This window comes from Streptomyces sp. BBFR51 (assembly GCF_044591655.1).
GTDB lineage: Bacteria > Actinomycetota > Actinomycetes > Streptomycetales > Streptomycetaceae > Streptomyces.
On record NZ_CP172448.1, the window covers coordinates 8,560,692 to 8,577,433 of the forward strand.

Below are 16,742 nucleotides of genomic sequence, written 5' to 3' on the forward strand. Positions count from 1 at the left end.
GACCGACACGCGAACCTCTTGACCGGACCGCGGTTCCCCGGCCCAGGCCACCGCTTGTGAGGACACACCATGCCAGTCCACTACGACGACGCGCACATCCGAGAACTCGGCCAACTGTGGATCTCCACCGGCGAGATGCTGCAGGACGCCGTCGGGGTCATGGACGGCGCCGTGGGTTCCATGGCCGGAGGCTGGACGGGCAAGGCGGGCCACGCGGCGGAACTCGTCTGGAACGGCGTCGCCGACCACAACATCCGGCACGCGCTGCTGGAGGCGGGCACGGTGGCGGTCGAGATCGGGCAGGCGATCATCAACTACGCCGACGAGTTGCAGAAGGCCATCGACGAGATCAACCGCGCGGCTCTCATCGGAGCACTGACCACGATCTTCGGCATGGTTCTCGGCGTCGCCTCGTTCGGCATCGGTGCCGTCCTGGCGCGGCTGACCTCGCTCGTGGGCCAACTGGTGCAGAGCATCGCCTCCAGCATCTCCCGGATCGCCGCCGCGGCCGCGAACGTCGGGCGGGCGGCGGCGTTCACCGCGGACTCGGTGCTCAACGCGGGCGTGACCCTCGGCACCGACCTGTTCGCGGGATGGCTGGGCTCCAAGGCGGGGCACGGGCCGATGCACATCGACTGGGAGTCCGAGGGCATCAACATGGGCCTGGGCGTGTGGACGGGCTGGGGGATGGGCGGAGTCGACATCCTCAAGGGCCCGAACACCGCCGCGGGCGGCAAGGGCCTGCCGAACATCGCCACCCCCGGCCCCGCCCCCAGCCCCAGCAAGGCGTCCAGCCTCTCCGTGCCGCACGCGGGCGACAACATCCCGAACGTCGGGCTGCCACACGTGGGAGACCTCGCCCCCTTCCCGAACTCGGTCGTCCAGACCAACCACGCACCGCCCACCGGCGCCGGAGTCACCAACCCCGTGACCGCCGCGCCCGGACCGAACGCCGGGGCCCCGGGCAACACCACCCCGCTGCCGGGCACCGTGCGCCCGGGGCAGGAGCGGTCGGGCACGCAGACACCCGGCACGGCCCGGCCGGACTCCCCGGTGCCCCAGCCCCTCCCCACGCCCTCCGCGGGCCAGACCGCGGGCGGCGGACAGCGGCCCCACACCGTCCGGCCCGGTCAGGTCCACCCCGAGGGGACGTCCCCGGCGGTGTCGGGACCGAACACGCCGGTCACCCTGCGGCCGGGGGAGGTCCGTTCCGGCGGGAGCTCGCCCGCCGCCACGGCTCCGAACACGCCGGTCACCCCGCGGCCGGGCAACCAGGTTCCCCACACCGCAGGCAACGACCTCGCCACCGGCAACGGCACAGCGCCCGCCGCCGTACGCAGCGGTCCCTCCGCCCCTCAGACGCCGCACGCCTTCCTGGACGGTCCGCGCAGCGCCGGCCTCCCGGACGCCCTGGAGGTCTCCCCGAGCCCGCACGGCGGCGCCGGAGCGGTGCGCGAGACCTCCCCCGCCGGCCCCGGCGGCGTGCCCCGCACGAACAGTCCCCGGGGCGAACAGAACACCCCCACCGCGACGACACACGCCCCGGGCTCGGGGGAGACGACCCCGCGCAACACCGTCACCTCGCACGCGGGCAACCCTCAGGCCCCCCTCGCCGAGGGCGCCGCGGGCGCGGGCGCCGGACGGACCACGACGCCGACGCCGCAGGGCACGCCCGCCGAGGGAGCCCGCGTCACCCAGCCCCCCGCCCGCGGCACCGGCACGCCCGAACCCACCCCCGTACGCCCGGGCACGCCCGCGTCCGGCACCGGCGAGCGCTCCGCGCAGGGCACGCCGGTGCGGACGGCGGCGAGCGTCGAAACCCCCGCGGCCCCCGTCCGCAGGCCGGCCTCGGTGTCCTCCTCGGCCAATGAGGCTCCGGCGCCCGCCCACCACGAAGCGGGAGCGGGCACCACGGCCCACGACGGACCCCAGGGAGCCCCGCACCGCGGTGCGCGTCCCGTCCAGCCCGGCCACGAGGCCGCCGCCCTGCCCGCCCGCCCCGACCGTGCCGCACAGGACACGCGCGGCCCCCAGAGCCCGCGCACCCCCGCCCCCGACGGTGGCGCGACGCCAGAGCAGCGGTGGCACACCTACCGGCAGGAGCAGAACGAGCGGACCCCGCCCGTCGTTGAGGCAGAGGCCCGGCTGGAGTTCCGCGGGGAGGAACTCACCGCCTCATGGAACACGGCGTACGACACGTTCGCCGAGAACAACGTGTTCGGCGGCACGCGCATCGCCCGGGACGGGCCCCAGATGCGCAACGCCCACTGGCAGTGGCGCCACGACATCACCCAGCAGTTCCGGGCCGAGGTCGAGAGCACGGGACGCGTCTCCTCCGAGGCGTTCGACCGCATCGTCCACGACGCCAGGGCGAGCACCCACAACTACATCGTGCGCGCCGACCAGAAGGAGAGGTTCGCCGCTGTCGTCAAGGAACGGATCGACTCCTACAAGGCGAACCGGTTCGGTGACGGGGAACTGCTGCCGGACTTCCAGCACGCGCCCACGAAGTCCGTCTTCGACAAGGACCTCAACCGATTCGTCAAGGACGACAGCAAGCTGTACGGCCACCTCGACGACGGCACCACCGCGCCCGCCGACCCCTTCCGTGACCGGTCGCACGACTACAACGTGCTGGAGCAGTACTACCTCACCAAGGAGGCCCAGCTCGACGGGATCCTCGACCGGTACCTGCACCGCGGGGAGACCGGCGGGGGACTGCCCGCCCGCACCGGCCGCCAGATCGACACCCTCGTGGAGGGCGTGTCCGACGACATCGGGGCCATCGCATCCCGGGAGCGGGACATCCGGACCGCGACCGGCGAGCAGTTCGACGACGTCATCCGGTGGAACTCGCGGGGCCGCGACGTGCTGTCCGAGGACTTCCTGGCCAAGGTGCGCCAGGACTTCGAGTACGACCTGCGCATCGACCACGACCTCGTCTTCCGTCACGGCGACGGAGACGGACCCCGCGCGCTGTGGGACCTGAGGACGAGCCGGGCGATCGACGAACTCCCCGGCCGCATCGCCAAGGAGCACTTCGTCCGTGCCCGGGTGACCGAGGAGGCCGCCTTCGCGCAGAACCACCTGTCCCAGTTGGGCGAGGACTTCCTCGGCCGCTTCGGTGAGGGCGGCCGCGAGCGCGTGGTCGCCGAGTACCTCGACGCCGTACGGGCCACCGCCCAGCGGCACTTCGACGAGCGGTTGGACAGCCCGGCGAAGGCAGGGGAGAGCGCTGCGGACTGGTCCGGCGCCCGCGACGACCTCCGTACGTCGGTGCCCGACCGCATCCGGCACGAGGGCGACCTCCAGGCCGTCGTCGGCGAGGCCGCACACGCCTTCCACGAGATCGCGGGCCACCCCGGCAGCACCGAGGCCTTCCCCCTGCACGAGGACACCCTCAGCAGACTCGGCAACGACTTCCGCACGGAGCGCGTCACCCGGTACGACGAACTGTTCGCCCCCGAGGGGCACCGGACGTCGGCCTGGCTGTCGCACGAGTCGCGCGGCGAGGACGGCTTCCAGGCCCGCCTCGACGACCTGCGCGACGGCGACTTCGTGCCCGAGTTGCGGAGCTGGTCCTACCCGGCCTTCCGGGACTGGCGCGCGGATCTGGTCCCGTCCGCCGAGGGCCGCCCGGACACCCCGGCCCGGCCCGTCTCCGGGGACGGCGACGCCGCCCCCGGGCACCGGACACCCGCCCCCGCACACGACGCGGCCTCCGACGCACCGGTCCCCTCGCCCTCGCGGACACCGGCGCCCCCGCGGACGGACCCAACCGAGCACACGCAGGCGTCCGCGCAGCCGAAGTCAGAGGCACCCGGACCCGCACGCACGCAGGTCACCCTGGACCGGGACGCGGCCGGCACGCCCGGGACCGCGGTCCGCACACCCGAGGCGAGCGCCCACGGCTCGGAGCAACAGCACCGAGCGCAGCAGCCGGCGCACGCACTTCTCCAGGACGCCGCACAGACCCTCGACCTGCCCGCCGAGGTAGGTCGCATTGTCCGGGAGTCCTCGGAGTTCACCGGCACCCGGGCCCAGGCGGAGCACGCCCACCAGCGGCTGCTGGAGCAGCGTCCCGACGTCGTGAAGCTCCCCGTCAAGACGCAGGCGACGTTGGTCGCCGACGAGATGGTGCGCTCCCAGGAGCAGATGCGGAGGGCCACGAGCCAGACGCTCCTGCGGTACACGGACCGTTATCCCGACAACCAGCGGATCCACCAGGTGCACCAGGAACTGTTCGAGCAGTTCGGCACCGAGTTCCAGGACCTCTCGCCCGCCCAGCGGGCGGACCTCGTCGTCGCACGGACCCTGGACGAGAACTTCGGGAGGCCGACGGCGGCCCCGCACCACCCTGTCTCGTCCGTCGACCCGGCCGAGCCGACGGAGACCATCCGGGGCATCCTGGCAGAACGCGGCATCGAGGACCTCCCGGCCGACCGGCTCGACCGGGCTCACGAGGACCTGCTGAACGTCGGCATCCTCACCCCGCAGTCGACACTCGCCGAACGCGCCGCGGTCGTGGCGGACTTCGTGACCGAGAGCGAGCGTCTGACCGACGCTGTCAACGACGAGCTGGGTGCGAGGGCCGGCCGACCGGTGTCCTACGAGGAGGTCGGCGACGCGGCGTGGCAGCTGGCGTCGGAGACCGGCGAGGCGTTCACGTCCCTGTCGGCCCCCGCGCAGGTGGAGGCCATCGCCGACCACATCCTGGGAACGCTCCGGCAGGACCGGGCCGAGACCACGGCAGCGCGCACGGCGGACAAGGGCAAAGCCGTGGACCGCGGCCGGGACGCGGACCCGCGGGAGCGCACCCAGGGGCCGGAGGACGGCTTCGACCAGGAACGGGCCCTTCGCGAGCTGCAGACGCAGGACCCTCTGCTGCGCGACCTGACCCCGGGCGAACTGCGTGACGCCTTGCGCATCCAGGAGCACACCGATCCCGCCGTCGCCGGCGCGGATCGGCTCACCCGTCTGCACCACCTGGGCCGGATCGGCCGCGAGCTGCACCTGCACGGTGCCGAAGCCGCCTGGGACCTGGCCGGACGGCTGGCCGAACACGGAGACCGAACGGGCCTGTTCGGCGGCAGCTCCGAGCAGGCGGCGACCTCGACCGCCGGTCAGTCCGCAGCTCCTTCGGGCGGCACGCAGACCACTGCGCAGGCGCACTTCGCACATCCGGAGGCGCACCTGAGCGCCGACCCCAAGTCGTTCCTCGGAGCACACGTGCTGTCCCTGGACATGAAGACCGGTCTCGAGACCCATGCACCGGGTCTGGGACCGAAGGACCTGGACGACTTCATCAACGCCCTGTCGATTCTGCCGAGCCACGCGGGGCACCTGTCCGAGCACCGCTTCGTACTGTCGCAACGGGGCGTGGACACCGTGGGGAAGGCGGTGTTCGCGCTGGCCCCGGCGGTCGAGTGGTACGTCGGGCACTACGGCGCCGACCGCTTCTCCTTCAGCGAGGACACGGTCCTGCCCGCCCCGAGGCCCGAGGGCGAGTACGTGAACGCCGTCTTCGTGCCCTACCTGACGCGCGGCTCGGAGGACTACGCGGACAACGTCGGTCACGCGGACGTGCTGGCACATCCCGGCCTGTCGGACCCCCGCCTGGTGCTGACGCCGACGATGAACGGCTGCGCCTACGCCGTCACACCCTCGGCGCGGGAGGGCCGGATCACGGTATGGCACTACCAGTCGCCGGACACCAAGATGCCGGCCCCGGTGGTGTTCCGCAGGGAGCAGCGGCCGACGGACTGGTACGGCGCGGGCGAGTACTACGGGGGCGGCACGGAAGGGCAGCTCTTCGAGGTCGCCAATGTGATGGCGTACGGCAGGGACGGATGGGAGTTCGTCAGCCAGGAGACCCACACGGGGGCGACGGACACCACGACGACCCTGGCCCGCGTCCGCAGCCGCGCGGTGCACACCGAACCGGGCCACGAGCTGACGTACACGAAGACCGCCTACCAGAGCCTGGTCCACAGCGAACTGCACGACTGGGACCTGCCGCAGGCGCTGCGCAACATCGAGGGCGTGCGACCCCAGGGCCCGGACACCGGGATGCTGCGCGCACTGCACGACCGTATCGCCGCGCACATCCAGGGCGAGATCGACCGGCTCGGCACGCCCACGACGTTCGACGCACTGCGCGGCCTCGCGGACACGTTCTCGAACGGGCGGGCCGCGTTGAAGACCGTCCTGGAGGAGCAGGTCGCGCGGGCCGCCGCCGAGGCCGCCTCGTGGGCCACCACGGAGAAGACCAAGGCGGCGGTCACGGCGCGGCGCGACCACGCCGAGCGGATGGTCGACCAGTTCGTCAACCGGCCCGGCCAGGACTGGATCGAACAGTTGCGCGGCGAGTCGGCCCCGGAGAATCCACGGACGACGGCCGCGTCGTACCAGCGCAAGGCGCGCACCGAGCTGAACAGCGTCTTTTCCACGGTGAACATCGAGATCAACCGCGCCCTGGGCGCCAAGCCGAAGGGCACGGTGGCGAAGACCGTCTCCGACCTCGCGACCTCGGTGCGCGGGCAGATCGGGCGCGAGATCGACCGGCTGGGCCGGGCGCAGGACTTCATCGTCCTGCGGGGTCTGGCCGACCGGTTCGCGGCGGAGCGCGGCGACCTGCGCATCACCGGAGAGGCGGAATACCACGCCAGGACTCGCCTGGAGAAGGACCGCAAGCAGGTGGAGAGGTTCCTTCCGCCGGTCCGGAACATCCTCGACGCTCTGGTCACCCCCCGGCTGGAAGACTGGATCAAGGGCTTGCGTGAGGAGACCGCCGCCGTGACCGGCGCCAGCGCCTGGCAACGGCTGCCGCACGACGAACAGACGGAACTGGGCAGGCAGGTCCAGAGCCGGCTGCCCCGGGGCGTCAGGGAGGACGCGTTCTTCGACCTCCGGGTCCGGGACGCCTACGACGGACTGGACGACGCCGTACGCAACGGGCCGCCGGCCGACCGGGCGAACCGGATCGCCGACACCCTCTACGGAGGGCCCCGGAACCCCGACGTGGACGATCTCTTCGTCCACTCGGTCAACGACCTGCTCACCGGCATGGGCCGGGAAAGGGTGTCGGCCTGGCGGGTGCACCAGACCCACCGGAGCCTGGAAACCTCGAGTGGAACGGCCTTCTCGCGAGGCAACAGCGTCTACCGCGCGGAAGCGGTCGCCACCCGTCTCGCGGGCCTGCCCCAAACCGCTCGTCCGGGAGGGGCACGCGACGACTCCGAGCAGCAGCCCCCGCGGTCGGGGGCGGACGACACCACGGCCGTCGGCAAGGGCAAGGGCAAGGGCGTCGCACAGGACCAGGTGGGCGAGGACCCGGAGTTCGTCCAGGGTTCGGCGAGTTCGGGCCGCGTACTGGAGCCCGACCGGGAAAGGGTGACCCTCGACCAGGCCCTGCGGGAGGCCCACGAGGACGAGCCCTTGCTGCACGGACTGCCGCTGGACGCGACGCGCGAGGCCTTCCACATCCGGCAGTCCGAGGGATCCTGGGTCCCCGGGATGCGGCACCGGGAGCGACTTCGGGAGCTGGCAGACATCGGCTGGGAGTTGCACCGCAACGGTCCCGAGTCCGCCCGGGAACTGGCCGCCAGGCTGGCCCGGGACGGCCGCCGGGTCGACACGGACCGGCGGGCCCCGGTGTCGCAGCAGCCCCCGCAGGCCGCCGTCCCGACGGTCACCGAGGATTTCCATGTCCCGGTCACCGTGTGGAGGTACGACCGTACGGCCCTGCCGCACACCCACACCGGGCAGCGGGGCGGTGGTCTGTGGCGGGACGTCCGCAATCCGTCCCGTACCGCCACCTCGGAGCAACTGGGGATCGGGCCCGGCCACCGGGAGCACGGCGACCAGTTCGACGAGGTGACGGACCGCGCCTACGGCAGCGGAAACGTCAAGATTTCGACGCTCGGCGAGATCGCGGCGCCCGATCGCTGGCCCAACACGGTGCGCCGGGTGCTGCCCGACACCAAGCGGCGGGTCGAACTGGCCCTGCGGGAGCTGCGCGCCGCCGACGGCACTCCCCAGGGGGCGCTGCTCGATGCGCTGACGAGCAGCTTCCCCCTGTTCCAGCGGGCGACACCGCAGGAGGCCGCCCCCTTCCTCGCCCACCTCACCCAGGTGCTGGAGCGGGTGGGCGCCGGACTGGACTCCGGCACGGCGGCCGTCACCCTGGTGGGCAGGACCTCGTACCACCTGGCCGCGGCGCTGGCTGAGAAGGCCGGCGCGGTGGGCTGGGTCGACCCCGTCGCCCGTGACGTGACCGGCCGTCTCCTGGACCCCCACCGGATGAAGCGCGACGAGATCGCACCAGTCTTCGCACGCAAGGGCCCCATCCACCTCACCAAGGCGAACGACAAGGACTGGGACCTGGCGTGGACCCTCGTCCACGAGGCCACGCACCGGTACGCCGGAACGGACGACTACCAGTACAGCAGCTACGAGATGGAGCGGGTCGAGGACGCTCTCGGCACGCCGAGGCTGGAGAACCGGCAGGCCCGCGATCCGATGACCTACACCGGGTCGGACGAGTCGGTCCTCCCCGCGAAGCAGCACAACTGGTACGCCATGGGCAGGCGTTCGCTGATGAACGCCGACTCCTTCGCGCAGTTCGTCATGACCCTCACCGGGGAGCGGCACGCCGGACTCGGCCGGTGGTACGGCGGACCGGGTGTCTCCCGCGTGCTGGGTCTGGACGCGGACCTTACCCACAGGGTCAACCGGCGGCTGACGCGGCTCGGGCACGAGCCCGTCGACGCCGAGCGGGCCATCGAGGCATACCGGGAGCTGGGATCGGTCGGGGACACCTTCGCGCACCTGGACTTCCGGGCGCGGGTGGAGAGGACCGCGCGGCTCATCGCGGGACTGGAGAGCGACCTCACGCCAGGTGGTGCCAAGACGGACGGGCACGGCGTGGCGGCGGGGCAGGCGGCGCCCGACCACGCACCCGAGCGGGCGGCGTCGTTCCTGCCGACCACCGAGGGCATCCCCGGTCACCCCCCGCGCAACGGCACCGCCGCCGACGTCACCGTCCCGGCCGGGGCCCCGGAACGCCTGCTCGACGCCGCTCCGTTGGAGACCGTCCCCGAGGTGGAGGAGACTCCAGGGGCCGTCCACGAGACCCCCACGGCCACGACCCGGCCCGCGACGATCGGCGTGGACCTGGAAGAACGCCGGCCGCCGCGGCTCGACCGCGAGCTGCCGCCCGCGCCGACGACCACGGGTCCGGTGAAGTTCAGCGACGGCACCCGGCTGCCCGTTCAGATGGCCGAGGGCGTCGGCACCCGGCTCACCGAACTGCCGCCGGACGTCGTACGCCGCTCGTTCGCCTTCGGCCAGAGCAACCCCCGACTGCGCGGCATCGACCAGGTCGTGGGCGAGCTCGGCCGGGAGCTGGCGACCCGGGAGAGCACCCGTCCCGCGCTGCCCGAGGGACAGAAGCAGGGCACCCCCGTCCTGCTGGAGCAGGTGAGCCGCGCCCTGCGCGACGACACACGGGGATTCTTCGGCGACGGCAAGACGTTCGGCTACCGGACGGCGAACGGCAGGACCCGCGTCCTGCGGATCACCGCCCGGCCCTACGGCACCTGGGAACGGTTCACCTTCGGCTACGCGAACCCGGTCAAGAACGACGTCATGCGCCGGTCGACCACGACCGGTGGCCAGGTCAAGGCCAACGGCACCTCCTTCGGTCTGTCCCCGAGTGTGCCCCTCGGCCCTCTCAAGTCGTTCCTGTCACCGTGGGCACGGCTGCACGCGCAGGTCAACTTCGGCAAGCAGGTGAAGTACAACCAGCAGCGCCAGGTGGTCAACCAAACCGAGTCCCGCGCCTCGGACGCCTCGCACCTCCATGTCGACGACGTCTGGTACGAGTTCTCGGTCCACGACCAGCGCGGTCGGCCTGTCGACCTGAACGGCAAGGCGATCACCGACGGAGACACGACCCGGCAGGCCACCGGGTTCGGCTTCGCCGTGCGCGACGGCCTCACGGTGCGCATCCCCGAGTCGTCGACCAGCGGTGCGCCGCCCGCTGGCGAGCTGCCGGAACGCCTGACCATGACGGGCGACGCCCGCTACCGGCTGGTGAGCACCGAGGACTTCGGTCCGGTGGGCCACATCCACGACTGGGTGGTCGAGCAGGCCGGTGTGGGCCCGGACACCATGGCCGCGGAACGCATCGGCGCGTTCTTCTCCACCAGCGGCTTCCACGCGATGTCCCGCGTACTGAACTCCGGCCCCGTGTTCACCCCGCCACTCCTCGGCGGCACGCACGGTGCCGACCCGCTCGGCGTGTTCTCGGTGCGGGTCGAGTCCGGCGAAGCGGTCCTGATCAGCGAGACGAAGGCGGCGGAGCTGCGCGACATCGCGCAGAGCACCTCGCGCAACGAACGGCAGGTCGGCAAGGCGCGGACCGTCGACGTCGGCGCCGTGCTCGGCCCCGCCTTCCAGTTGTTCGACCTGGACGGCGGCGCGCTCAACCTGCGGGCGCAGGCGGGACTGACCGCGCGCTACGCCGCCGCGCGCAACCGCGGCACCGTCTCGGGCGGGACCGCCGCCGTGAAGATCACCGGGCAGGCCAAGACCACCGACACCGGCCTGTACCTGGTGCACAAGAAGGTCACGGTGACCGCGCCGCCGAACAAGCGGGCCGCGCCGCTCAGGTCCGGCCCGGGTGAGGGGGACCGCCCAGGCAGGCTGCGCAAGCACTCACCGCGGAAGTGGAGCGAGGAACCGGCCACCCGGGTCTTCGACACCTACGCCATCGAACGGATCACCCGCACCGAGGCCCGGCGGCTGGCAGGGCTGGACAGGACACCCGAGCGGACGACGCCGGAACCGCGGGCTCCGCGCTATCTGACGGAGAACGATCCGACGACGCTCGGCATGAGCCGGGTCGAGGAGTTCACGTTCCCCGACGGAACCGTCAGCAAGGTCGTGGACGGCAGGACGGTGACGTTCCCCGAACACTTCGCCGACGCCGTGCTCAAGGAGGTCGGCAGGGCCTATCCGGACATGGTCGCCCCCCTGCGGGAGCTGAACCCGTTCAACCCCCGCTGGCGCGGCGCCGACCACTTCAAGACAGTGCTGAACAACACCCTGGAGATCTACAACCAGCTCGCCCACCACAGCCTGGCGACGAACGTCGAGACGATGATGACCACCGGGCTCCGCATCGACCTGGTGGAGTCGGCCACGCTCTCCCGCGGCCACCGCTACGTGTGGATCGACGCCAAGCTGACCCGACGGCGCTACGAGGGGGACCAGCAGGACCTGCGGGTGCGCCTCAGCGCTCCCGGCACCGAGGTCGTCGGCGGCCAGCGCAGCGGTTCCCGCGGCGGCCAGGTGGGGGTGGAGGGCATGCTCTCGCTGAGCGACACCACCCCCAGCGACCTGGGCGGCGTACTCCAGACCGGCACCCTCTCGGCAGGCGTCCGTGCGGGTGGGCGGACCGACTCCGAGAGCGGCTACGGCATGTCCGCGGCCAACGAACAGATGTCGTACAACACCGGCGGCGCCCACCTCTACAGTTACGACCTGCGCCTTGAGGCCAAGCGCGGCGGCTACTCCCGCCCCCGCCGGTGGATGCGGGGCCTGGTGCTCCTGAACGTGCTGGGCACCCAGCCCTTCGTGTTCGGCGAGCCCGAGAGCCCCCTGTTCACCCCCCGGCCGGGCACGGAGGTGTCGGCGGGGCTGGGCAGGGTGCTGCTGAGCGTCCCGGTCGAGCACGCCCCGGCCGCCACGTCCGTCACCACCACACGGCCCGAGTCCGGCCCGCGGACGCGGGACGTCCCCGAGGCGGCACCGGAGATGACCCGGCAGGAGGCCCTCGACCTGGCGTTGGGGACGGACAAGGCGCTGGAGGACGCGGCAGGCAGGGAGGACTCCGTGCTGGCGTCGCATCCGCACCAGACGGTATCCGTCACGTCCGGCCCCGAGATGACGCGGGCACTGGAGACGACGCTCGACAAGGCCACCGGGCGTTCCTGGACGGCCGGCCGGAAGGGCGCCCCGGTCCACGACGCCGCGATCCAGCTCACCGACAGCAAGACGCTGCGGGCCAACCACGACCAGGCCTCCACCCCCATGGGCTGGCGGGCGCCGGAGCTGTGGGCGGCGGCACCGTACCTGAACCGTTCGACGTGGCTCGCCCACCGCACGACCGTCCTGCCGGGCCTGACCGCACTGACCCGGGCGGAGACGATCAACTCCGACTCCGTCGTCGGCAGCACCCTTCAGGCGTCCGGCCGCAGCGCCCGCACCACTACTCTGTTCTTCGGCGGCCAGGTGGGCTTCCGCAGGACCCACGACGCGGGAACGGGCGTCACCGGCAACTACGGCCTGGTCCTCAGCCCCTACCGGCGGGACCTGTCCACGTCGGTCACGGTGCAGCGCTCCGCGGTGTCGGAGGTCACCCGCAGGGACAGCGGGCGCCACGCCCTGGTGGCCGCCTCGCTCCTGCACGAGTTCGCGGCCGCCTCCGACCGGCTGGGGACCTGGGCGCACCGCGTCCCCCACATGCCGACGTCCCTTGCCTCGGCCGCGGGGAGCCGGGTCGTGGTCCCCGACGGCCTTCTGGTGCACGTCCCCGAGAAGAACGCCCACCGGCTCGGGGCCCTCAAGGACGCCTTCGGCGACGTACCCCTGTACAAGCAGCGTTCGTGGTCGCCGTTCCCTTGGCTGCGCGGGGCGTTCGGCGGCTGGCCGGTCAACCCGCTCAACACGGCGGCGGCACTGAAGCGGTTCGAGGAGCAACTGGCGCCCCTGGGGCTCACCACACAGGACCGGGAGCAACTGCGCCGGCTCGTCTCCGGTCGCGTGATGCGGGCCGTCGGCAAGGAGATGAGCGGCGGCACCGGCGCCTCCGTGCCCGCCCGCATCGGCCGCTGGGGGGCGGAGTGGGCCGAGACCTGGGTCGGCCACCGCCAAGTGAGGCTGCGGGCCCAGCTCGTACCCGTGCGCGCCACCCCGGACGGCTTCGGCGGCCTGGGCCACAGCGTGGAGCTGGAAGAGGCCCGCCACGCCGTGGAGTCCGTCCAGCGCGCCGAGGGGCGCAGCACGGGCCGGATGATCGGCATCGCCGCGACCGAGGGCGCCCACACCGGTGACGCCGCGGTCCCGATGGCGGGACCCTCGTACACGCAGACGGGCTCCTCGACGCAGACCCGGGCGCAGACGTGGAGCGAGGGCACCGTCGACATCTCGACGGTCGCGATCTCGCAGGCCCACGGCGAGTACGCCACGCAGTACGAGCTGAGGCTCGACCTGGAGATCACGGACTCCGCACCCGTCACCCCGGCAGCGGCGCGGCGCGGCGGCGCGGAGCGGGCGCTGGACGCGGCCGGCGACTGGTGGCGCACGTGGACGGGGCGGCGCAAGCACAGCATCTCCGCCCAGCAGAACGTAGGACGGCTCGTCGAACACCTGCCGATGAGCCTGATGCGCCCCGATCCGCGGCCCAGCGACGGGCATGCCGCTGGAGTGGCGACGGCCGACCGCCCCGATCCGCTGGCGCCGCCGGAGCTGGACGAGCACGCGCAACCCCACAGGGCCGAGCTGCCGCGGGCGTTCGGTGCGGGCGGCTGGCACGAGGTCGCCCACCCGGGCCGCGACCCGCGGACCAAGCCGTTCGAGATGCCCGAGCAGGGCTTCTCTGTACGCGGCATCGTTGGACTGGAGGGGTTGCACGCCGCCAACACGCTCGCGCTGGGTGCCGCCTACGACGCGTCCCTGCCGGTGCCTGCACACGGCCCGCTCGGCCCCGACCTGCTGGTGCGGGCACAGGACACGCCACTGACCCGGGCGGGCTCGGGACCGGCCCAGAGCCTGGAGGACGGCACGTCCAACGGCGCGCTGGCCGCGTTCTACGGGCAGACGCTGACGCCGGACGGCTACCAGGTCGCGGGTCTCACCGACCGCGGCTTCTGGGGCGGAGCGGACGGCAGCCTCACCCTGTACTCCAAGCCGGACCTGTCCGGGGCGCGGCTGCTGACCGTCACGGACGGCGCGAAGTTCGAGCACGCCCACCGCAGCACGCAGGGCGCGGGGGCGTCCGCCGACCGGGCCGGGGCGGCCGAGCACGTCCTGCACGCCGGTCCGACGACCACCTCCCCGGCGCTCGGCACCAACCAGATCGGCAGCGGGTCGGGGGCGCAGGGGCTCGACTCGGCGGCCTCGGGCCAGACCGGCGAGCAGCTCGCGTCGGTGAACATCAAGCCGGACAAGGCCCGCACGTTCCTGTTCGCCATCCCCACCACGTGGATGTCCGTCGCCCACGTGCGGCACCACGTCACGGACAGCACCCCGGCCCGGTTCGTCCGCAGCGCCTTCGGCAACCCGCAACGGCTGCCGCAGGCGGTGGAGACCGGGGCCACGGTGCTCGCCTGGGTGCGCGAGGACGTCGCCCGGCAGCTCGGCCTGATCGACGACACCCTCTTCCCGGCCGACGTGTCCGCGTCCTGGGACGCGGTGGCCGACGCGGAGAGGGCCTGGACCACCGCCGACGAGAACTACTGGAACCTGCGCCGCGGCGACGGCTTCGAGCGCGAGACCGCACTGGCCGCCGCCGAACGCACCCTGGCCGGACTCAACGGCGGCGGCCCGCCACCCGCGCTGTCCGTCGAGGACGCCCGCGCCGCCCTCGACGCCCTGGAACGGGAGGACTTGGTCGCCGAACCCTCCCACGACGGCTGGGCCGAGGTGCGCGATGAGCGGATCGAGCTGGCCCGGGCGCAGGTGGAGCGGGCGGTGGCGGAGCAGCGGCTGAACGAGGTCAAGGAGGACTTGGAGGCGCTCCGGGCGCACGCCGACGGTCTGGCGATCACCTACGCCGGGGTACGCGAGGCCACCGACCGCCTGACGAACTGGCACCAGCTCAACGCCACCCCGCAGGGGCGCATCCAGCTCGCGGACACGCCGGCGCCGCCCCGGGCCGTCTTCACGGAACCCGCAGCATCCGGACTGGCGAGCCGCAAGCTCCCTGCAACCACGGCGCAGGACCCGACCGCGCAGCCCCCGAACGAGGCGGCCGTGAAGGGGGAGCCGTCCACGGTGGCGACAACCGCCGGACAGGAAGACGAGACACGGCCCGCGTACTCCGACGCACCCTGGCAGCGAGGGCAGGGCAGCGAAGACTCCGTACAACACCGGCATTTCGACGCCGCGTCCGATCATCGCAGCATCACGGCCACCGAGCCCGACGGCCGACGCGTGCTCTTCGACCTGCACCGGCCCGAGGGCGACGGCAACGGGTTCTACGCGGCGGTCCTCGCGGCCAGGGGAAGCCGGACCGGCGACCCTGCGCGCCTGGCCGCACAGGTCTCCCGCAGCTCGCACATCCCGGACGGTCTCAGCCTCGACCCGCAGGCCGTCTTCCACACCAGGGAAGTGGCCGCCGCACTGGACCGGGCCTTCCGGGGCGAGCCGGGCCTGCGGGAGCGGATCCGCGAGCGGATGTCGGCCGACGGCGGGCGACTGCCCCAGGCGCTGCGCTCCCGGCTGACCTCGCAGGAGACCCAGGGGCTGGTCCGCCGGAACCTGCGCACGGCGCGAGGCTGGAACGCTCAGACGGCGGACGCGGCCGCCCGGGCGACCGCGCGGACCCTGGCCGTGAACCTGACCGTCGTCGAAGAGAACGGCACCCACACGTCGTACCCGGGAGCCGTCGAAGACACCTCCGGCCCCCTTCCCGAGGTGACCGTCTACCGAAGGGGCGACGCCTACCTCGCCGCCGTCCCACGCACCGCCCGGACCGCCACGAAGCCAGGTGCCGGGCGGCAGCGGGCGGCACCGCCGGCCGGTCCGGCCCGGTACAGCCGGACGGCGGACGATGCACGGATGTATCTCGTTCCCCCAAGACCTGTGGGCCGCGTGGTCGCCCTGCCGTTGGCCGAGGAACACACCGCGACCGACACGCCGGTGACCGACGACGGGACCGAGCCCGCCGAGGCAGCGGCGCTCACCCAGGAAGCGGCGCTCACCGAGGAGGCGGAGAGCGTCGATGAGGACGATCTTCTCGACTTGGAGCGGTTCCGACAGCAGACCACGGATCCGGCGGCGTCCGGCCTCCGGTCGCTGTCGCGGGTGGCGGATCTCGACCGGTTGCTGAACGAGTACGGGCGGAACGACGCCGACGACCACGCCCTTCGCGCGCAGGCCCTCGATCGGCTGGCGGACCGAGCCCGTGCCTACGCGACCACCACGAAGGACGAGACGCGCCGCCGGGTCGTCGGCCGACTCGCCGAGCAGGCGGAGGCCAGGGCCGCCCGGCACCGACGGCAGGCCGAACAAAGGTCCGTCGACCCCATGGAAACGGCGTCCACCGGGCCGCTCGGCTACCGCGAACGCATCGCGCTGGCCAAACGGACATGGCAGGGGCCGGTGACCGAGGAGGTGGCACGAGTGGAACGACTGCTGCTGGAGGCGGGTCCCGGCGCCCGCTCGCTCGTCCTGGGAGCGGTCCCCGGCGACCAGGTGTGGGCGATGAACATCATGGGCGAGATCCGCTGGTTGGAGCAGTCCACGGCTCAGGTGACCCGGGCGCCGCAGACCGCACAGGGCAACGTGATGTCGATCGACCTCGATCCACAGGCGCGGGTGATCAAGCCGGATCCTCGGCTGCTGGCCGCCGAGGCAGGCGGCGGAGCGGCCCGCTTCTGCGAATTGGTGCTGGGCGGGAACCTGAAACACGTCGTCTGAGGACAGGGCCCCCGCGCGAAAACGCCGGGGCCGCC

The 16,742-nt window shown here is 72.8% G+C and carries 1 protein-coding gene; it reads left to right on the forward strand.

Features of this window, described 5'->3' with window-relative positions; all coding sequences use genetic code 11:
• Positions 1–69 precede the first annotated feature (69 nt).
• Positions 70–16,707, forward strand: coding sequence for a hypothetical protein (locus ACGH7X_RS39005; RefSeq protein ID WP_399895265.1), 16,638 nt, complete (start codon positions 70–72; stop codon positions 16,705–16,707).
• Positions 16,708–16,742 lie beyond the last annotated feature (35 nt).